Annotated in this window: 18 protein-coding genes; 8 read left to right on the plus strand and 10 right to left on the minus strand. The window is 69.6% G+C overall.

The features are described from left to right. Position 1 precedes the first annotated feature (1 nt). Genes ppk1 through LRS03_RS10260 form a run of 3 tightly spaced genes read right to left on the minus strand, consistent with a single transcriptional unit; the run spans position 2 to position 3,986 of the window. On the minus strand, positions 2–2,062 hold the full coding sequence (gene ppk1, locus LRS03_RS10250) for a polyphosphate kinase 1 (RefSeq protein WP_257825331.1): 2,061 nt from the start codon (positions 2,060–2,062) through the stop codon (positions 2–4). Then, positions 2,059–3,126, minus strand: coding sequence for a glycosyltransferase family 4 protein (locus tag LRS03_RS10255; protein ID WP_257825332.1), 1,068 nt, complete (start codon positions 3,124–3,126; stop codon positions 2,059–2,061). Before LRS03_RS10255 ends, ppk1 begins: the two co-directional genes overlap by 4 nt. Further along, complete coding sequence (locus LRS03_RS10260; RefSeq protein ID WP_257825333.1) at positions 3,123–3,986, minus strand: UDP-2,3-diacylglucosamine diphosphatase; 864 nt, start codon at positions 3,984–3,986, stop codon at positions 3,123–3,125. Before LRS03_RS10260 ends, LRS03_RS10255 begins: the two co-directional genes overlap by 4 nt. Positions 3,987–4,070: 84 nt before the next feature. On the opposite strand from LRS03_RS10260, the gene LRS03_RS10265 reads away from it, so the two are divergent. The 6 genes from LRS03_RS10265 (at position 4,071) to LRS03_RS10290 (ending at position 10,664) form a co-directional block, all read left to right on the plus strand. Next, positions 4,071–4,994, plus strand: a complete 924-nt coding sequence (locus tag LRS03_RS10265) for a hypothetical protein (protein WP_257825334.1) — start codon at positions 4,071–4,073, stop codon at positions 4,992–4,994. Then, positions 4,994–6,727, plus strand: a complete 1,734-nt coding sequence (recJ, locus tag LRS03_RS10270; RefSeq protein ID WP_257825335.1) for a single-stranded-DNA-specific exonuclease RecJ — start codon at positions 4,994–4,996, stop codon at positions 6,725–6,727. Before LRS03_RS10265 ends, recJ begins: the two co-directional genes overlap by 1 nt. Before the next feature lie 126 nt (positions 6,728–6,853). Next, entirely contained in the window at positions 6,854–8,161 is a 1,308-nt protein-coding gene (locus LRS03_RS10275; RefSeq protein WP_257825336.1) for a PQQ-dependent sugar dehydrogenase, read from the plus strand. A gap of 52 nt (positions 8,162–8,213) precedes the next feature. Then, a complete protein-coding gene (locus LRS03_RS10280) occupies positions 8,214–9,068 on the plus strand; it encodes a 3',5'-nucleoside bisphosphate phosphatase (protein ID WP_374685050.1) in 855 nt (284 codons plus the stop codon). Further along, positions 9,065–10,024 (plus strand): DMT family transporter, encoded by a 960-nt coding sequence (locus LRS03_RS10285; RefSeq protein WP_257825337.1) that lies wholly within the window; start codon positions 9,065–9,067, stop codon positions 10,022–10,024. The genes LRS03_RS10280 and LRS03_RS10285 overlap by 4 nt, the downstream gene beginning before the upstream one ends. 10 nt (positions 10,025–10,034) lie before the next feature. Further along, on the plus strand, positions 10,035–10,664 hold the full coding sequence (locus LRS03_RS10290; protein ID WP_257825338.1) for an L-threonylcarbamoyladenylate synthase: 630 nt from the start codon (positions 10,035–10,037) through the stop codon (positions 10,662–10,664). Between the two features lie 6 nt (positions 10,665–10,670). Here the strand turns inward: LRS03_RS10290 and LRS03_RS10295 are convergent, their stop codons facing one another. From LRS03_RS10295 to LRS03_RS10315, 5 genes are all read right to left on the minus strand, one after another. Then, entirely contained in the window at positions 10,671–11,030 is a 360-nt protein-coding gene (locus LRS03_RS10295) for a RidA family protein (protein ID WP_257825339.1), read from the minus strand. Continuing rightward, positions 11,027–11,686, minus strand: a complete 660-nt coding sequence (gene plsY / locus LRS03_RS10300) for a glycerol-3-phosphate 1-O-acyltransferase PlsY (protein ID WP_257825340.1) — start codon at positions 11,684–11,686, stop codon at positions 11,027–11,029. Before plsY ends, LRS03_RS10295 begins: the two co-directional genes overlap by 4 nt. A 30-nt stretch (positions 11,687–11,716) precedes the next feature. Next, complete coding sequence (ybaK, locus tag LRS03_RS10305) at positions 11,717–12,208, minus strand: Cys-tRNA(Pro) deacylase (RefSeq protein ID WP_257825341.1); 492 nt, start codon at positions 12,206–12,208, stop codon at positions 11,717–11,719. An 85-nt stretch (positions 12,209–12,293) separates the two neighbouring features. Next, positions 12,294–13,352 carry an aldo/keto reductase gene (locus tag LRS03_RS10310; RefSeq protein ID WP_257825342.1) on the minus strand — a complete coding sequence of 353 codons (1,059 nt, stop codon included), beginning with the start codon at positions 13,350–13,352 and terminating at the stop codon, positions 12,294–12,296. 77 nt (positions 13,353–13,429) lie between these two features. Then, the gene (locus LRS03_RS10315; protein ID WP_257825343.1) at positions 13,430–14,527 is read right to left on the minus strand and encodes an HD-GYP domain-containing protein; all 1,098 of its coding nucleotides are present in this window, start codon (positions 14,525–14,527) and stop codon (positions 13,430–13,432) included. Between the two features lie 148 nt (positions 14,528–14,675). Here LRS03_RS10315 and LRS03_RS10320 point away from each other — a divergent pair, with 148 nt between their 5' ends. Further along, the gene (locus LRS03_RS10320; RefSeq protein WP_257825344.1) at positions 14,676–16,376 is read left to right on the plus strand and encodes an acetate--CoA ligase; all 1,701 of its coding nucleotides are present in this window, start codon (positions 14,676–14,678) and stop codon (positions 16,374–16,376) included. Between the two features lie 19 nt (positions 16,377–16,395). On the opposite strand, the gene LRS03_RS10325 is transcribed toward LRS03_RS10320, so the two are convergent. Both LRS03_RS10325 and LRS03_RS10330 read right to left on the minus strand, forming a co-directional pair. After that, on the minus strand, positions 16,396–16,911 hold the full coding sequence (locus LRS03_RS10325; protein ID WP_257825345.1) for a GNAT family N-acetyltransferase: 516 nt from the start codon (positions 16,909–16,911) through the stop codon (positions 16,396–16,398). Between the two features lie 40 nt (positions 16,912–16,951). Beyond that, positions 16,952–17,848 carry an alpha/beta hydrolase gene (locus LRS03_RS10330; RefSeq protein ID WP_257825346.1) on the minus strand — a complete coding sequence of 299 codons (897 nt, stop codon included), beginning with the start codon at positions 17,846–17,848 and terminating at the stop codon, positions 16,952–16,954. Positions 17,849–17,977: 129 nt separating this feature from the next. Between LRS03_RS10330 and LRS03_RS10335 the strand changes: the two genes are divergently transcribed. Then, positions 17,978–20,212, plus strand: a complete 2,235-nt coding sequence (locus LRS03_RS10335; protein ID WP_257825347.1) for an ATP-binding protein — start codon at positions 17,978–17,980, stop codon at positions 20,210–20,212. The last annotated feature ends 5 nt before the right edge of the window (positions 20,213–20,217 follow it).

Below are 20,217 nucleotides of genomic sequence, written 5' to 3' on the forward strand. Positions count from 1 at the left end.
CTCAGCCTCCCACGGCGTAACGTTCCATCAGGGCTCGCTGGGCGCTCGGCCCGTCTTGCCCGACCCGTTCGTACTCCCCGTCGGCGCGGAGTTCCCAGGCGTCTTGCCGGTCGTGCAGGTAGGGCACCAGGCACTCGTCGATCACCCGCTGGCGCATCTTGGCGTCGCGCACCGGCCACGCCACCTCGATGCGGCGGAACATGTTGCGGCTCATCCAGTCGGCACTCGACAGGTACAGCGCTTCGTCGTCGTCGCGCGATCCCCAGCGGAAATAGAGCACGCGCGAATGTTCGAGCAGCCGCCCCACCACCGAGCGCACGCGGATGCGGTCGGTCTGGCCGGGAATGCCGGGCGGCAGCATGCAGGCGCCGCGCACGATGAGGTCGATGCTCGCACCGGCCTGGCTGGCGGCGATCAATGCGTCGATCAGCGGCACGTCGGTCAGCGCGTTGACCTTGGCGACGATGCGCGCCGGCTGGCCGTCGCGTGCGGCCTGGGCCACCTGCTCCACCAGCTTGAGCGTCTGCTTGTGCAAGGTGAAGGGCGCCTGCAGCAGCTGCTTCATCGGCCGCGTCTTGCCCAGGCTCGCCAGCTGCTGGAACACGGCATCGGCGTCGGACGTCAGCTCGGGGTCGGCGGTGAGGTAGCCCACGTCGGTGTAGAGCCGCGCGGTCTTGGGGTTGTAGTTGCCGGTCGAGAGGTGGGCGTAGCGGCGCAGGCGGCTGGCCTCGCGGCGCGTCACGAGCAGCAGCTTGGCGTGCGTCTTCAGGCCGACGATGCCGTACACCACCTGCGCGCCCACGGCCTCGAGCCGCTCGGCCCAGTTGATGTTGGCCTCTTCGTCGAAGCGCGCCTTCAGCTCCACCACCGCCATCACTTCCTTGCCGCGGCGGGCGGCTTCGATCAGCAGGTCCATCAGCGGCGACTCGCTGCCGGTGCGGTAGATGGTCTGCTTGATGGCGAGCACGTCGGGGTCTTCGACCGCTTCGCGCAGGAACTGCACCACCGGCTCGAACGACTGGTAGGGGTGGTGCATCAGCACGTCGCCCACCTCGCTCAGGTGCTTGAAGATGGACTCGTCGCGCGACAGCCGCCGCGGCCACGAGGGCTCGTGCGGCGCAAAGCGCAGGTGCGGCGCGTCGGCCGCGTCGATCAGCGCATTGAGGCGGACCAGGTTCACCGGGCCGTTGACCTGGTACAGCGCCGCCTCGGGCAGGGCGAACTGCGCCAGCAGGAAGGCCGACAACTCCGGCGGGCAGGTGTTGACCACCTCCAGCCGGATGGCCTGGCCGAAGTGGCGCGTGGTGAGGCCCGAGCGCAGCGCCTGGCGCAGGTTGACCACGTCTTCTTCGTCGACCGCGAGGTCGGAGTCGCGCGTGAGGCGGAACTGCGAAAACGCCTCCACCTCCCGGCCAGGGAACAGCTCGGCAAGGTGCGCACGGATCACGCTCGTCAGCAACACGAAGCACTGCGCCCCGCCGGCCAGTTCGTCGGGCAGGCGGATGACCCGCGGCAGCACCCGCGGCACCTTCACGATCGCGATGCTGTTCTCGCGGCCGAAGGCGTCTTGCCCGCCCAGGCGCACGATGAAGTTGAGCGACTTGTTGGCCACCTGCGGGAAGGGGTGCGACGGGTCCAGCCCCACCGGCACGAGCAGCGGCCGCACCTGGCGCTGGAAGAAGTTGTCGACCCAGCGACGCTGCGCGTCGTTGCGCTCGCCGTGGTTGAGGATGCGGATGCCCTCGCGCTGCAGCGCGGGCATCACCTCGTCGTTGAAGCAGTGGTATTGGTCGTCGATCAGGCGGTGGGCGTCAGCCGCCACCGCCTCCAGGTCACGGTTCGACACCCCTGCCCCCGGCTGGCGGGCCGCCTCGATGTAGTCGGCGAAACGCACCTCGAAGAACTCGTCCATGTTCGACGAGACGATGCAGATGTAGCGCAGCCGCTCCAGCAGCGGCACGTCCTCGCGCCGGGCCTGGGCCAGCACCCGGCGGTTGAAGGCGAGGATGGAGCTTTCACGGTTGAGCAGTGCAAGCGTTCTTGTTGTGGGCACCGGGGTCATGAGACCAGTCTATGAAGGTTTTGCGACGATTTGGTGACAGCCTCGACGCTCGTGTGACAGCTCGGCACGAGGTGGCCGACAAACTGGTGGCAGACCTCGGTCCAGTCGAACTGCATCGCCCGGCGGCGTGCCGCCTCGCGCGGGATCTTCAGCGCGGCCAGTGCCGCCACGCGCAGATCGTCGTGCAACACACCGCCATCGTGCTCGTCGTGCTTGGGCGCCACCACGTCCAGCGGGCCCGGCACCGGGAAGGCCGCCACCGGCGTGCCGCAGGCCATGGCCTCCAGCATCACCAGGCCAAAGGTCTCGGAGCAGCTCGGGAAGACGAACGCATCGGCCGCGCTGTAGATCCTGACCAGCTCGGGCCGCGGGACCACACCGCGCCAATGGACTTCGGGGTACCTGCGCTTGAGCGCTTCTTCCAACGGGCCGACGCCGTAGACGACCTTGGAGCCTGGCAGGTCGAGCTTCAGGAAGGCGTCGAGGTTCTTCTCGTAGCTGACCCGGCCCACGTACAGGAACACCGGCCGCGGCAACCCGAGGTCGGCCCCTTCCACCGGCTTGAAGAGGCTCAGGTCCACCCCGTGCGACCAGGCCTTGAGCGGCGAGAAGCCATGCCCGCGCAGGAGGTCGAGCATGCCGGTGGTGGGCACCAGGATCCCGCTCGACGGCGCGTGGAAACGGCGGAACCAGGCATAGCCCCAGCGTGGCGGAATGTGCAGCGCCTTGGACAGGATGTCCGGGAAGCGGGTGTGGAAGGCGGTGGTGAAGGCCCAGCCGCGCTTCAGGCAATGCGCCCGCGCCGCCGAGCCGAGCGGGCCTTCGGTGGCGATGTGGATGGCGTCGGCCTGCGCTTCGTCGAGCATCGCCGCCACCTTGCGGCCCGGCCGCCACGCCAGCTCGATCTCGCGGTAGCCCGGGCACGGAAAGCGTTTGAAGCCCGAAGGCTCCACCAGCACCACCTCGTGGCCCATCGCGGCCAGCCCTTCTTCCAGCTCGACGAGCGTGGTCACCACGCCGTTGACCTGCGGCCGCCAGGCATCGGTGACCAGCGCGATCTTCACGCCGCGACCTCGGCCACGGCGACCGGCGCCAGGTGGCGGGCCCGCATTTGCTCGGCCCAGTCGATGATCTCCAGCCGACCATCGGCCTGCTCGCCGAGCGCGGTGAGGCTTTCCACCCAGTCGCCGTCGTTGGCGTAGGTGATGCCGTCGATCTCGCGCAGCTCGGCATGGTGGATGTGCCCGCACACCACGCCCTGCACGCCCCGGCGCCGTGCCTCGCGCGCCACCGCGGCCTCGAAATCGCCGATGAAGTTGACGGCGCGCTTGACCTTGAGCTTCAGATACTTCGACAGGCTCCAGTACGGCAGCCCCATGCGCGCGCGCAGCGAGTTGAGGTAGCGGTTGAGCTTGAGGGTGAATTCGTAGAGCGAGTCGCCCACGTGCGCGAGCCACTTGGCGCACTGGATCACGCCGTCGAAATAGTCGCCGTGCATGACCCAGAGCTTCTGGCCGTCGGCCGTCTCGTGCACCCATTCCTCGGCCACGTCGATGCCGCCGAAGTTGTGGCCGACGTACTTGCGCGCGAACTCGTCGTGGTTGCCGGGGATGAAGATCACCCGTGTGCCCTTGCGCGCCTTGCGCAGGATCTTCTGCACCACGTCGTTGTGCGCCTGCGGCCAATACCAGCTGCGGCGCAGTTGCCAGCCGTCGACGATGTCGCCGACGAGAAAGAGCGTCTCGCACTCCACGTGCTTCAGGAAGTCGAGCAACGCCTTCGCCTGGCAGCCGGGCGTGCCCAGGTGCAGGTCGGAAATCCACACGCTGCGGTAGTGGCGTTTGTGCTCGCGCGGCGCGTCATCGCCCGCGAGATCGGCGCTCGGGGCGGCCCATGCCTGAAGGAATGCTGCGTCGCGTTGCATGGACCCGCATGGTCCGCGCGATGAATGACTGCGCCGTGGCGGGGTTGTGAAGAATGGGTGACGGCATCCCCGGATAATCCGCCGATGCATCTGTTGATCCCCTACGCCGCGCCCCACTCCGAGCGTGGCCTTGCGGCGCTGCGCAGCCTCAAGCTGCCCCACCTGAGCCGGCTGCTCGGGCGCCTGCGCCCCGCCGAATGCCTCGGCCACGACGAATACAGCCTCACCCCGCCGCATGAACTGGCCCACGCGCAGGCGCTGGGCTGGCAGGCCGACGACGGCTGCTTCCCCTGGGCCGCCCGCCAGGCCGCACGCGACGGCATCACCGTCGGCCAGAAGGCCTGGGGCCTGCTCACGCCGGTGCACTGGCATGTGGGCACCGACCAGGTGACGCTGCCCGACCCGGCCAACCTGCACCTGAGCGCGCAGGAGTCGCACACGCTCTTCGAGGCGGTGAAGCCGCTCTTCGAAAGCGAAGGCTGGGAGATGGCCTGGGGCGCGCCAATGCGCTGGTATGCCGCGCACGAGTCGCTCGCCGCAACGCCCAGCGCCAGCCTCGACCGCGTGATCGGCCGCAACATCGACCTCTGGCTGCCCTCGTCGCCCCAGGTCACGCTGATCCGCCGCCTCCAGAACGAGGTGCAGATGCTGCTCTACCAGCAGCCGCTGAACGACCACCGCGTGGGCCTCGGCGCGCTGCCGGTCAACTCGTTCTGGCTCAGCGGCTGCGGTCGGGCACAGGCCGAAGCGACGACACCGCTGCAGGTGGCCGACAGCCTGCGCGGCCCGGCGCTGGCCTCCGACTGGGCCGCCTGGGCCGATGCCTGGCGGGCGCTCGACGAAGGCGCCGTGCAGGAGGCCCTGACCGCCTCGCGCGACCAGTTGCCCGTGACGCTCACGCTCTGCGGCGAGCGGCGCGCCCAGCGCTTCGAGCCGCAGGCAATGGGCCTGTGGTCGCGGCTGAAGCCGCCCACGCCCGCGGTGGCGCCCGTGCTGGAGGCCCTGTGATGACCCTCACCAGAGAGCCGACCCTGCGCTTGCGCGAGGTGCCGCCCCGCACCGTGTGGGCGCTCGAACAGGCCGGCATCCACCCCTTGCTGGCGCGCCTGTACGCCGCCCGTGGAGTGCGCAGCGCCGACGAGATCGACGACGCCCTCGCCGGCCTGGTGGCTCCGGCGCAGCTGATGGGCACGCAGGCCGCGGCAACGTTTCTGGCCGACGCCCTCGCCGCCCGCAAACGCATCTGCATCGTGGCCGACTACGACTGCGACGGCGCCACCGCCTGCGCCGTGGCGCTGCGGGGCCTGCAGATGCTGGGCGCGGCGCCGGGCACGCTGTGCCACGTGGTGCCCGACCGCGCGGTGCACGGCTACGGCCTCACGCCGGCCATCGTCGACCTCGCGCTGCAGAAGCAGCCGCAGGTGCTGCTGACCGTCGACAACGGCATTGCGAGCCTGGCCGGCGTCGACCACGCGCGCACGCTCGGCCTCGATGTCGTCGTGACCGACCACCACCTGCCCGCGAAAGACGCAGAAGGTGTCGCGCAGCTGCCCGCCGCCACGGTGATCGTGAACCCCAACCAGCCCGACTGCGGCTTCCCGAGCAAGAACCTCGCGGGCGTGGGCGTGATGTTCTACGTGCTGCTGGCGCTGCGGAGCGAGTTGCGCGCCCGCGGCGTGTTCACAGCCGAGACCCAGCCGCGGCTCGACGTGCTGCTCGACCTGGTGGCGCTCGGCACCGTGGCCGACGTGGTGAAGCTCGACGCCAACAACCGCCGCCTCGTGGCGCAGGGCCTGAAGCGCATCCGCGCCGGCCGCATGCAGCCGGGCGTGGCCGCGCTCTTCAAGGCCGCCGGCCGCGACGCCTCACGCGCCACCGGCTTCGACTTCGGCTTCGCGCTCGGCCCGCGCATCAACGCCGCCGGGCGCTTGAGCGACATGTCGCTCGGCATCGAGTGCCTGCTCACCGACGACCCGTCTCGCGCCACCGAGCTGGCCCAGCTGCTCGACACCATCAACCGCGAGCGGCGCGACGTGGAAGCCGGCATGCGCGAGCAGGCCGAGGCGATGCTGGCGCGGCTCATGCCGGCCGGCGACGCGCCGCCCGCACTCGCGATCTACGACCCCGATTTCCACGAAGGCGTGGTCGGCATCGTCGCCTCGCGCCTGAAGGACCGGGTGCACCGCCCGACCTTCGTCTTCGCGATGGGGCAGGACGGCCTGCTCAAGGGCTCGGGTCGCTCGATCAACGGCTTCCACCTGCGCGATGCGCTCGACCTCGTCAGCAAGCGCCACCCCGGCGTGCTGAAGAAGTTCGGCGGCCACGCGATGGCGGCCGGCTGCACGCTCGCCGAAATCGACTTCCCGACCTTCGTCGACGCCTTCCAGCGTGTGGCCACGGAGTGGCTCGACGCCGCCACCCTCTCGCGCACGCTGATGACCGACGGGCCGCTGCCGGCCGAGTACTTCAACCTCGACACCGTGCGCTCGCTCGACGCGCAGGTGTGGGGGCAGGCCTTCGAAGCCCCGCTTTTCAGCGACGAGGTGGAAGTGGTGTCGCAGCGCCTGGTTGGCGAGAAACATCTGAAGCTCGCCGTGCGCCACGCCGGCGCCCTGCGCGACGCGATCTGGTTCGGGCGCAGCGAGCCCCTGCCCGACCGGGTGACGCTCGCCTACCAGCTGCGTGTCGACGAATACAACGGGCAGCAGCGCCTGCAGATGATCGTCGAAGCGGCACGCTGATTGCCGCATCGGGGTGCGCCGCACCCGATACCACTCTCTCGACAAGGTTGCATTCGGTTGCCGGCACATCTGTGCGGCCTGGACTAACCTGCCCAGTGCTTCGAGAAATCGGTTCGGGACCCAACCATGAAACGCCCACCTTCTCCAACGTCCGGCAGCCCCATCGACTTGCAGCGCCGCAGCGGCCTCGTTCGCCTGAGCGCCCTCTGGGCCGCCGTCAGCGTGCCGCTCATGAGCTGCGGCGGCGGCGACGCGCCGCCTCCCCCCAACATCCCGCCCGGCCCGCCCGCGCCACCGCCCGGCGGTGGTGGCGGCGGCGGCAACACGCCACCGCCCCCTCCCCCGCCGCCCCCACCACCGCCCCCGCCGCAGGCGACCCGGCTCAACGCCAATGCGCGGCTCACCGCGCCCTGGAGCTTCGCGTTCCTGCCCGACGGGCGCATCGTGTTCACGCAGAAGGCCGGCACGCTGGTCGTGATGCGCGCCGATTTCAGCGCGCTCTCGGGCCCGTTCTCCGGCGTGCCCACGGTCAACACCGACAGCCAGGGTGGCCTGCTCGACATCGTGCTCGACCCCGACTACACCACCCCCGGCTCGAACTGGGTGTACTTCTCGTACACCGAGCCCGACGGAGCTTTCCTCGGCACGGCGGTGAACCGCGGCCGTCTCGACCTCAACAGCAACCAGCTGCTCGACGTCTCGCGCGACCCGCTCTTCCGCCAGTTCCCGAAGACCGGCATCCCGGCCCACTACGGCTCACGCCTCGCCTTCGGCCGTGACAAGACACTCTTCATCACGCTCGGCGAAAAACAGTCGCCGAACCTGGCGCAAGACCTCACCACCACGCTCGGCAAGGTGGTGCGCATCAACCGCGACGGCAGCATCCCGGGCAACAACCCCAACCTGGGCGCCGGCGCCCGGCCCGGCATCTGGAGCCTCGGCCACCGCAACCCGCAGGGCGCGGCCATCCACCCGACGACGGGCGATCTGTGGATCAGTGAGCACGGCCCGCAGGGCGGCGACGAGATCAACATCGCCCGCGCCGGCCAGAACTACGGCTGGCCGGTGCGCAGCTACGGCTGCAACTACGGTGACACCAACGCCAACTGCCTGATCGGTGGCGGCACGCACGCCCCCACCTACACCGAGCCGGTGACGTGGTGGCCGGGCCCGGGCAGCACGCCGCCGTACAGCTCCATTGCACCGAGTGCCATCGCGTTCTACACCGGCACAGGATTCCCCGAGTGGCAGGGCAGCCTGCTGGTCGGCGCCCAGGCAGGACAGGCGCTGTGGCGGCTCACGCTGAGCGGCAACACCGTCACCGCCCGCGAGCGCATCTGGGAAGGCGCGCGCGTGCGCTGCGTGCGCCAGGGGCCCGACGGCTGGATCTACTTCATCACCGACGACGGCTGGCTGTACCGCATCGCCCGCTGAGGCCAAGCCCCTCCCGGCGCGCCGTCAGGAGGGGCTCCCTACAATCCCGCAGGTGATCCGCAACGCCGACCTGCACTGCCATTCCATCGTGTCCGACGGCACGCTCGAGCCCGAAGCGCTCGCCGCACGTGCAGCCGCCAACGGTGTGGACCTGTGGGCCCTCACCGACCACGACGAGGTCGCCGGCCAGCAGCGCGCCCGTGCCGCAGCCCATGCCAATGGCGTCGCCTACCTCACCGGCACCGAGATCTCGATCACCTTTGCCAACACCACGGTGCACATCGTCGGGCTCGGTTTCGATGCCGACGACCCGGCGCTCAACGCCGGCTTGCGCGCGACCCGCGGTGGCCGTGAAGAGCGTGCCCGCGACATGGCCGCTGGCCTGGCGCAGGTGGGCATTGCCGACGCCTTCGAAGGGGCACTGCGCTACGTCGGCAACCCCGAGCTGATCTCGCGCACGCACTTCGCGCGCTTTCTGGTCGACAGCGGTGTGTGCGCCGACACCAGCGAGGTGTTTCGCCGCTTTCTCGTCGAAGACAAGCCCGGCTTCGTGCCGCACCGCTGGGCCTCGCTCGCCGACGCGGTGCGCTGGATCACGCAGGCCGGCGGCATCGCCGTCATCGCCCACCCCGGCCGCTACAAGCTCACGCAGGAACAGGAAGACGCGCTCCTCAGTGAGTTCAAGCGGCACGGCGGCCAGGCGCTGGAAGTGGTGACCGGCAGCCATACGCCCGCCGAGTACGCGGTCTACGCCGACCTCGCGCTCGCACACGGGTTGCTGGCCTCGCGCGGCTCCGACTTCCACAGCCCTGACGAAAGCCACGTCGACCTCGGCACGCTGCCGCCGCTGCCCGCGAAGCTGACGCCGGTGTGGGAAGCGCTGACAGAGCGGGTCCAACGCCCGTGAGCGCGATCGCCCTGCAGGGTGCAAGTCACCGCCCGCTGCTGGGCATCGGCCTCATCCTTGTCATGGGCCTGTGGTTCGTGACACTCGACACCACCGCCAAGTACCTCGGCCAGGTGCTGCCGATCATCATCGGCCTCTTCGCTCGCTATGCAGTGCAGGCGCTGCTGATGGGCGGCTGGCTGGCACTGCGCCTGCTGCGCGGCGGCAGCAACCTCTTTCGCACCGCCCACCCGCGCTTCCAGCTGCTGCGCGGCTCGCTACTGCTGGCGACGAGCGCGCTGCTCTTCATCGGCATCCGCCAGATGCCGGTGGCCGAGTTCACCGCGGTGGGCATGCTGTCGCCGGTGCTCGTCACGGTGCTGGCGGCGCTCTTCCTGCACGAGAAGGTGTCGCCGCTGCGCATGGCGCTGGTGGCGGGTGGCTTCGCCGGAGCGCTGATCGTTGTGCGGCCGGGGGCCGGCATCTTCGGCTGGGTGGCGCTGATCCCGCTCACGATGGCGCTCGTGTACGCCGGCTTCCAGCTGCTTACGCGGCGGCTGTCGAACCTGGAGCACCCGCTGACCACGCATTTCTACACGGGCCTCGTGGGCACCCTCGTGGTGGGCGCGATCCTGATGTTCGAGCCGGCCTCGTCGTGGGAGGCGCTGCGCGCGGCGCCGCCCTCGATCTGGGGCCTGCTGCTGCTGATCGGCGTGGCAGGCACGGTGGGCCACCTGTGCCTGATCCTTGCGGTGGGCATGGCGCCGATGGCCACGCTCATGCCCTTCACCTTCCTGCAGCTCGGCTTCGCGAGCGTGGCCGGCTACCTGGTCTTCAACCACGTGCCCGACGGCTGGGCATTCGTGGGCATTGCGGTGGTGGGCGTGTGCGGCGCCACCTCGGTGTGGCTCAACCTGCGCGAGAGCGCGGCGGCCCAGCGCATCGCGCCGGCCGACTCGGCGCTCACACCCGACTAAGGGAGAAGCGATGCCCCGCGTCATCGAAGTCCACCCCGAGAACCCGCAGGCGCGGCTCCTGAAGCAGGCCGCCGACGTGCTGCACGGCGGCGGCATCGCGGCGGTGCCCACCGATTCGAGCTACGCGATCGTCTGCCACCTCGACGACAAGGCCGCGGCCGAGAAGCTGCGCCGCATCCGCGAGGTCGACGACAAGCACCACCTCACGCTGCTCTGCCGCGACCTCTCGGAGCTGGCGAGCTACGCCCGCGTCGACAACAAGCAATACCGCCTGCTCAAGCACGCCACGCCGGGGCCCTACACCTTCCTGCTCGAGGCGACGAAGGAAGTGCCGCGCCGTGTGTCGCACCCGTCGCGCCGCACCATCGGCCTGCGCGTGCCCGAACACAAGATGCTGCAGGAGCTGCTCGACGTCTTCGGCCAACCTCTGTTGTCGACCACGCTGATCCCGCCCGGCGAAACCGAGCCACTCAACGACCCGGATGAGATCCGCGAGCGCTTCCGCGGGCAGGTGGAGGTGGTGCTGGATGCGGGCGCCTGCCCGATGCAGCCGACCACGGTGGTCGACCTCACCGGCGACGAGCCGGTGCTGGTGCGCCTGGGGCGCGGCGACCCGGCGAAGCTCGGCCTGTCGGCCTAGAGCCGGTCAGACCTTCAGCGCCGCCGTCACCACGATCTCGATCTTCCACTCGGGCCTGGCGAGCTTCGCCTGAACGGTGGCGCGCGGCGGGGCGTCGCCGGGGGCGACCCAGTCGTCCCACACCTCATTCATGCCGGCGAAGTCGGCCATGTCGGCCAGGAAGATCTGCGCCATCAGGATGTGCGCGCTGTCGGTGTGCGCTTCGGCGAGCAGCTTGTCGACCATGGCCAGCACCTGGCGCGTCTGGCCCTTGATGTCTTGCGTGGCGTCGTCGGGCACCTGGCCGGCGAGGTAGACGGTGCCGTGGTGGATGGCCATCTCGGAGAGACGGTCACCCACGTGGTAACGGCGTACGGCGTGCGTCATGGTTTGCTTCCCTTGGTGTGTGGCGTTGCTTTCGAAACAGCGCCCGCAGCCTTCTGCCCGAGTTTGCTTTCGGTGCCGGCAAGGAGCTTCTGGATGTTGGCGCTGTGGCGCCACACGAGCAGCAGGCTCATCACGACGATCGCACCGGCGATGGCATTCGCGTCCCAGATCAGCAGCTGGTAGAACGGCGCGAACAGCGCCGCCACGACGGAGCCGAGCGACACGTAGCGGAAGAAGGCCACGATGATCACGAAGGTGAGCAGCGTGGCCGCGCCCAGCCAGGGGTTGAAGGCGAGCAGCACGCCGGCGGCGGTGGCCACACCCTTGCCGCCCTTGAAGCGGAAGAACACCGGCCACAGGTGCCCGAGGAAGGCCGCCAGGCCCACCATCGCCACCGTGCCGTGGCCAAGGCCGAAGCGCCCGCCGTAGATCAGCATCAGCAGCACCGGCACATAGCCCTTCAACACATCGAACACCAGCGTGAGGATGGCCGCCGCCTTGTTGCCCGAGCGCAGCACGTTGGTGGCGCCGGGGTTGCCCGAGCCGTAACTGCGTGGGTCCGACAGGCCCATCAGGCGGCTGACGATGACGGCGAACGAGAGCGAGCCGATCAGATAGGCCGCGACCACCGCGGCAGCGGAATACAGGGTCTCCATCGAGCGAGCTGTTGTAGTGGAATGCAGCGGCTATTCTGCACCCGCGCACTGCACCGGCTTCGCGTTCAGCACCTCGGTCAACACCTGTGGCGAAAGGCCGACAAGGTAGCCTCGGCGCCCGCCGTTGATGTAGATGCGCGGCAACTCGAGCACCGTGCTTTCCACGTAGATCGGCATGGCCTTCTTGGTGCCGAAGGGCGAGGTGCCGCCCACCAGATAGCCGCTGTGGCGCTGCGCCACCTCGGGCTTGCAGGGGCTGACCTTCTTCGTGCCGATCTGGCGTGCGAGGTTCTTCGTGCTCACCTGCCGGTCGCCGTGCATCAGCACGATCAGCGGCTTGGCGTTCTCGTCTTCCATCACCAGCGTCTTCACGACATGGTGTTCGTCGACGCCGAGCTGCCGGGCCGACTCGGTGGTGCCGCCGTGGTCGACGTAGTCGTAGACGTGCTCGGTGTAGGCCACCTTCTGCTGCTTGAGCAGTTGGGTGGCGGGGGTTTCGGAGACGTGGTCTTTCTTGGCCATGATCAGCAGGAGTGTCCGGCGCCGGGCCGCCCCAAGCCGGACGGCACCCCTTGGGGGCAGGAGCGAAGCGACTGGGGGGCCAACATCATTGAGCGGGGTCTCGGTGCTTCCAGCGGATGGCATCGATTTCGGCCAAAAGCTCGGGCGAGAGCTGTACATCCCACGCGTCCAGGTTTTCGACCAGCTGCTGCGAGTTCGTGACGCCGATGATCGTGCTCGCCACACGCCGCGAGCGGTAGCAGAAGGCCAGTGCGAGTTGCGTCGGCGTGAGGCCGTGTGCCTTCGCCAACGCGTTGTAGAGACGCGCCGCCTCCAGCGCCTCGGGCCGGCCCCAGCGTTGCTTGCGCGAGGACTCGAAGGCCGCCAGGCGGCCCTTCTCTGCCGGCCCGGTAAAACCGGAGGCGTCGTACTTGCCGGTGAGCGCACCGAACGCCAGCGGCGAATACGCCAGCAGCGAGACGCCGTAGCGGTAGAGCGTTTCATCGAGCCCGTTGTCGAGCGCGCGGCTGGTCAGCGCATACGGGTTCTGCACCGTCACCACACGCGGCAGGCCGTGCTGCTCGGCCAGGCGCACGAACTCGGCCACACCCCAGGGCGTCTCGTTCGAGAGGCCAATGTGGCGCACCTTGCCCGCCTTCACCAGCTTGCCGAAAGCGTCGAGCTGGTCGTGGATGGAGGTCTGCGGCTTGTCGTGCTTCGGGTCGAAGTAGAGGCCGCCGAACATCGGCGCATTGCGGTTCGGCCAGTGGATCTGGTACAGGTCGATGACCTCCGTCTGCAGGCGCTTCAGGCTGTCGTCGCAGGCCTGGGCGATGTCGGCGGGGCTCAGGTCGGGCGAGCCGTTGCGGATCCAGTCCATGCCGCGCGCCGGGCCGGCGACCTTGGTGGCGAGCACGATCTTCTGGCGCATGCCGGGCCGCGACGCGAGCCAGGTGCCGATGATGCGCTCGGTGGCGCCGTAGGTCTCGCGCCGCGCGGGCACGGCGTACATCTCGGCGGTGTCGATGAAGTTGATGCCGCGGCCGATGGCCTGGTCGAGCAACGAGTGCGCCAGCGCTTCGTCGACCTGCTGGCCGAAGGTCATGGTGCCGAGGCAGATGGGGGTGACGCGCAGGTCGCTGCGACCGAGTTGAACGTGCTGCATGTGAAGGAAAGCCAGGCTGCCGGTGAAGCCCGGCAGTGTGCCGCAATCACGTTGTTCCTGCAGGCCAGCGCCTGCGTTCAACGGGTGGCCAGCACCACCAGCTTTTCGGGCGACACCCGCACCCGCAGCGCGCTCTCCGGCACCACGCCGACGACGGCGAAGCCGCGGTGGTCGGTCTGGCGCCGCGCCGGCTCCATCAGCGCGTCGCCGTTGCGCGCGGTCAGTGCCGCGACGACCGGCGTGTTGGCATTCGCCCCCCGCTTGATCACCACGCCCAGTTCACCGCACTCCAGCTGCACGAAGCAGCCCGGCGGGTAGACGCCGAATTCCTTGATCACCGCCGCCGCCATCGGGTGCTGCGCGTCCTTGACGAAGAGGTCGCGCCCGGCCTGGTTGGCAGGCATGGCGGTGCGCGTGATGCGAGGGCTCAGCTTGGCGGTGTACATGTCGACGCGGCGCAGCAGCGAGGCCATGTCGTCGACGTCCTGGCAGGCGCGCGGGTAGCCGTGGCCGCCGGGGACCTCATGGTGGTTGCGCACCGCGGCCAGCCAATCGGCATCGGCCACGCCCGAGGCTTCGAGCATCTCGGCGCTGCGCGTCGGGTGGTCGTGGATCACTTCGCGCTGCGCGGCCGTGAGCGGCGTGACTTGCGTGGCCAGGCGGCACTGCAGCTCCAGCATCGCGAGGTTCATCGTCAGCGCCGCCTTGAAGACACGCTCGATGGCCGGCTTGTCCCAGCCCAGGCGTTGCGCGACCAGGTAGCTGGCTATCGCGGTGTGCACGGAATGCGCGACGCCATAAGGGTTCTTGCCCGCAGCATCCTGGCGCACCACCTGGAAGATGGCGAGGTCGGGGTCGCGCTCGACAAGTGCCAGCACCGGCTCGGCGGCCTCCTCCAGCGCCTGAGCAAATTCGGGCAGCGTGGGCGTGCGCAGCGTGCGGCCCACACGGTCGATGCAGCCGCTCCACAGCCCCGGCAGCGTCTCGACCGGCGCCTCGATCACCTCGGCGCGCGGCCCCTTCAGGTCGTCCACATCGACCACTGCGCCGCGCTCGAACAGGGCATCGAGCTGTGCTTCGTCTCGGATGACCTGGCCGCGGGCGAGCAGCAGGCGGTTGTCCGGCCCGCGGATGTTGAACGGCACCGGCCCACCCAGGCGGATGCGATTCTTCACGGCAGACAACGGCGAGTACGGCATATCTTCGTTTTCGGCGGCTGCGGCACCGCATCGCCCCGGGGAAATCCCTAGGCGCGGCCGCGCTTTCGTGCCAGACCACACGTTCTATGCTGGCCCGTCGCCCGATCCTCATGAAGGAGACCGCATGACCCAGGCCTCGGCCTACGACCGCCTGCACGCCGGCTTCCGCTGGAAGGTGCCGCCGCACTTCAACATTGCCGACATGTGCTGCGGCCGCTGGGCCCGCGAGACACCCGAGGCCACGGCCATCCTCTACGAGCACGAGAACGGGCAGACGCTCCAGTGCAGCTACGGCAGCCTGCAGGCGCAGGCCAACCGGCTCAGCCATGCGCTGCAACGGCTGGGGGTCGAGGCGGGCGACCGGGTGGCCATCGTGATGCCGCAGCGCATCGAGACCGCGGTCGCGCACATCGCGCTTTACCAGCTGGGTGCAGTGGCGATGCCGCTGTCGATGCTCTTCGGACCCGATGCGCTGGCGTATCGCCTGCAGCACAGCGAGGCCAGACTCGCACTCGTTGACGAAAGTGCGGTGGCGAACCTTCTCGCCGCGCGCAACGAGTGCCCGCGACTGGCCACCGTCGTGGCGGCGGGTGGCGCGCAGGGCCAGGGCGATGTCGACTGGACCACCCTGCTCGCCCGCGAGCCCGAGCGCTTCCAGCCGGTGGTGACCAAGGCCGATGACGCGGCCGTCCTCATCTACACCAGCGGCACCACCGGGCCGCCCAAGGGCGCGCTCATCCCGCACCGCGCGTTGATCGGCAACCTGCCGGGTTTCGTCTGCAGCCAGAACTGGTTTCCGCAACGCGGCGACGTCTTCTGGTCACCCGCCGACTGGGCCTGGACCGGCGGGCTGATGGACGCCCTCTTGCCCACGCTCTATTTCGGCCACCCGATCGTGGCCTACCAGGGCCGCTTCTCGCCCGAGAAGGCCTTCGAGCTGATGGCGCGCTATGGCGTGACCAACACCTTTCTCTTCCCCACCGCGCTGAAGGCGATGATGAAAGCCGTGCCCGCGCCGCGCGAGCGCCACACGCTCAAGCTGCGCGCCATCATGAGCGCCGGCGAGGCGGTCGGCGACGCGGTGTTCGACTACTGCGAGAGGCAGCTCGGCATCACCGTCAACGAGATGTTCGGCCAGACGGAGATGAATTACGTGGTGGGCAACTGCGGCTGGTTCGTCGACACCACCGGCGCGCCGCACAGCGCGTGGCCGGCGAAGCCCGGCAGCATGGGCCGCCCCTATCCCGGCCACCGCATCGCGGTGATCGACGACGAAGGCCGCGAGTGTCCGCGCGGCACACCGGGCGACGTGGCCATCCACCGTCGCGACGTGCACGGCCAGCCCGACCCGATCTTCTTCCTCGGCTACTGGCGCAACGACGAGGCCACACGCGCCAAGTTCACCGGCGACCCGGCCGACTCCTGGTGCCGCACCGGCGACACCGCGGTGATGGATGCCGATGGCTACCTCTGGTACCAGGGCCGCAGCGACGACGTGTTCAAGGCGGCCGGGTATCGCATCGGGCCGAGCGAGATCGAGAACTGCCTGGTCAAGCACCCCGCGGTGGCCAATGCGGCGGTGGTGCCCAAGCCCGACGCCGAGCGCGGCGCGGTGGTGAAGGCCTTCGTCGTGCTCGCCTCAGGTTTCACGGGCTCGACCGACCTGGTCGAAGCGCTGCAGCAGCACGTGCGCGGCAAGCTCGCGCCTTACGAGTACCCGAAGGAGATCGAATTCATCGACGCACTGCCGATGACGACCACCGGCAAGGTGCAGCGCAAGGTGTTGAGGTTGCAGGAAGAGCAGCGGGCCGCCCGCGCGCCCTAGCCCTGGAAGCGCTCAGGCCTCAGCGTGAGGCCAGGGCCGCGAGTGCGTCACCCGTGACGCGCGAGAGGCGCCAGTCGGGCATCACGGTGGCTCCCATGCGCTTGTAGAAGCGGATGGCGTTTTCGTTCCAGTCGAGCACGCACCACTCGAAGCGGCCGTAGCCCCGGTCGACCGCCAGCTTGGCCAGCCGCGTCAGCATGGACTCGCCGATGCCCTTCCCGCGATGGGCGGGCTGCACGTACAGGTCTTCCAGGTAGAGCCCCGGCTGTGCAAGGAAGGTCGAGAAATTGGTGAAGTAGAGCGCGAAGGCCACCACCTCGCCCTGAAGCTCGGCCACCATGGCCTCGGCGACTGGCTTCTCACCGAAGAGCTGCGGGCGCAATTTTTCGGGTGTGACCTGCAGCAGATGCGTAAGCTTCTCGAACTCGGCCAGCTCGCGGATCAGGCCGACGATGGCCTGCACGTCGCGCAGCTCGGCGGCGCGCAGCACGGCGCTTGGGGTGGCGGTGGTTTCAGGGGCAGGATGGGAAGGCATGGCGCCGATTCTGTCAGCCCGCGCACGCCCCCACATGGCATCAGGCCGTTGCTTCGAGGGGTTGCGCCGGCAGCAGCAGGGGCTCACGCGGCTGCACCGGCAGGTGCTGGCAGAAGAAGTCGACCACCCGGGTGATGTAGAGCGGCAGCGCTTCGTGCAGCGTGCCGGCGTGGGATTGGCTGGCCGTGAGCCACAGGCGTGCCGCGCAGGCCTCGGCCACCGCCTGGCCCACCGAGGGCGGCACCTGGCGGTCACCCCGGCCGTGCACGACCAGCACCGAGCGGTTGCGCAGCGCAGCCAGGTCGCCCAGCCACGGGCGGCGCCCGAGGTCGACGCCCGACAGCAGCCGGCCGAGCCAACGGGCGAGCGGCATCAGCACTTCGGCCGGTTGGCGCGCCTCCCCGCGCAAGTCGCGCCGCGGGCTGTCGGCCACCACGGCGGCGATCGCCGGCTCTTCCGCCGCCGCCATCAACGCCGCGCAGGCGCCGAGCGACGCACCGATGACCCCGATGTGGCCCGGTGCATGGCCTTGCGCGAGCAGGTAGTCGACCGCGCCCAGCACGTCGTGCCGCTCCGATTCGCCATGGCCGCGCAGGCGTGTGACCAGCACCGTGATGCCGCGCGAGCGCAGCGCCTGCGCCAGCGTGCGCACGTGCAGGCTGCGGCCCTCGACACGGGCGTCGCTGCCCCAGCAGCCCACTTGGCCGACCACCAGCACCACCGCCGCACCGGGGGTCGTGCCGGCGTGCAGCAGCGTGGCCGCGATGCGCGCCCGCCCGTCGCGCGACGGGAAATCCACCTCGCGGCACTCCAGGGCGCCCACCAGCGCCGGGGCCGCCACCGATTCGCGATGCGCCCGTTTCCACCAGCCGACCACGCCCTGGAGGCCATCGGCCGTGACGGCGGCCACCGATCCGTACAGCAATGAGTGGTTCATGCGTCGCCCCTGTGTGTGTGCCTGTGGATGAGTTTCCAGTGTTCGCCCAGCGCGCGCCTCCTGTCCTTGAGGGAGCTGAAGCGTTCTGAATTAGGGGGTCATCGATTAAATTCAGGGCAGGAGGCCCGCGTGGCACATCAGCTTTCTGCCGTACACCGTTTCGACCGCATCGAAGTGCGACCGGCCCAACGCGAGCTGCTCGTCGACGGGCAGCCCGCGGCGCTCGGCGCTCGAGCGTTCGACCTGCTGCTGGCGCTGATCGAGCACCGCGACCGGGTGGTGTCGAAAAACGAACTGCTCGATCTGGTGTGGCCCGGCCTGGTGGTCGAAGAGAACAACCTGCAGGTGCAGGTGTCGACCTTGCGCAAGGTGCTGGGGCCGAAGGCGATTGCGACGGTGCCGGGGCGGGGGTATCGGTTCACGTTGGTTGGGGAGGAGCCCGAGGCCCCCGCGCCGTCACCGCTGCGAGCAACCCTGCCTCCTCGCCCCCCGACCCTGCTCGGGCGCGACGCCGACCTCGACGCCCTGCTCGATCTGCTCGACCTCCATTCGCTCGTGACCCTCGTCGGCCCCGGCGGCATCGGCAAGACCACGCTCGCGCGCTGCGCCGCGCAGGCGCGTTCGACCGCATGGGCCGACGGATGTGCCTGGGTCGAGCTGGCGTCGCTGACCGACGGGCGGTTGATCGCCGGCAGCATCGCGCAGGCGCTCGACCTGCAACTGGCCCCCGGAGGCGACCCGCATGCAGCGCTGATGGCCGCGCTCAAGCCGATGCAACTGCTGCTCGTGGTCGACAACGCGGAGCACCTCGTGGACGCACTCGCACCCCTCGTCCAGACGTTGCTCTCCCACACGCCGGGCCTGCGCCTGTTAGTGACGAGCCAGAGCCCGCTGCGCGTGCAGGGTGAACAGCTGCTCCGGCTCGAAGCCCTCGCCGTGCCCCCACCCGACGCCGATGCGAAACTGGCTGCCACATTCGGCGCTGTGGCCCTCTTCACCGAACGGGCCCGCGCAGCCGACCGGCGCTTCGTGCTGGGCCCCGACAACATCGCCCATGTGATCGAGATCTGCCGCCGCCTCGACGGCCTGCCGCTCGCGCTGGAGCTGGCAGCGTCTCGCGTGCCGCTGCTGGGCGCTCGCGGCGTGGCCGAACGCCTCGACGATCGTTTCAAGCTGCTCGCCGGTGGCAGCCGCACGGCACCCACGCGGCAGCAGACGCTGCAGGCGGCTCTGGAGTGGAGCCTGGCCTTGCTCCCTGCGGTCGAACAGCGGCTGTTCCAACAGCTCGGCGTGTTCGCCGGGGGCTTCACCCTGCCGCTCGCGAGCGAGGTGCTGGCGGACGACGGCCTCGATGAGTGGGCCTTGATCGATGCCCTGGCCGTGCTGGTCGAACACTCCCTGCTCAGCGTCAGCGGTGGTGAGGTGCCGCGTTATGCCTTGAGCGAGACCGCCAGGGCGTATGCGCTGTCGTCATCTGCGCAAGCGTGGTTGCCACGTGTGCGGCATGCCGCTGCGATGAGGCGCTTCTTCGACGCTGCCCCCACTGACTGGCTGCAGATGACCGACGCCGACTGGCTGGCCCGCTATGAGCCCGAGTTGGACAACCTGCGCGCGGCACTGGCTTTCGCCCATGCGCAAGGCGATGCATCGACCTTGGTGTCGCTGGTCGGCGCCGCGGCGCCGCTGTGGCATCACCTGTCGCTCTATGACGAGGCACGCTTCTGGCATGAGCGAAGCGAATCCTTCGTGACTAACGAGACCTCCGTGCCTCTCGCAGCACGCTGGTGGCGCGCGGCGCAGTGGGCCTGGACGGCCACCGATCCCGAACGCGCCCGCGCGGCTGCGGCGCGTGCCCAGGCTCTGTACCGTGAGCTTGGCGACGTGCACGGCCTGTACGCTGAACTCACCGGCCTCGCAGGCATGTGGCGCGAGCCGAACGCGATCGCCGACGCTGCCCTCAAGGAAGCACTGACACTAGAACAGCCGGACTGGCCGGCTCGCGAACTCGCTTGGGGGCAACGCGCACGCGCCGATGTGGCCCGTGCGCACGGACGTATTGCCGAGAGCCGGGAGGCACGCGAAGCGGAACTCCTCTTGCGCACGCAAGCCGGCGATGAGCGCGGGCGCTTGCGCGCGCTGGCGCTGCTCGCAGAGTTGGCGCACAACGAAGGTCAACTCGAGGAAGCCCTCTCTCGCTGGCAAGCACTCATCGGCGAGTTGCGTGGCCGGCGCAGCGCCGCTGCACAGGCGGCGGCGCTGCGCGGGCTGGCCAGGGCTCTCGCCCTGACCGGCAGAGCGGTAGAAGCCGAGGAGCGCCTTGCGGAAGCGGCGGACCTCGCACCCGTTCCGACGGTCACTCCTTGAACGCC

This window comes from Rhizobacter sp. J219 (genome assembly GCF_024700055.1).
Classification (GTDB): Bacteria; Pseudomonadota; Gammaproteobacteria; order Burkholderiales; family Burkholderiaceae_C; genus Rhizobacter.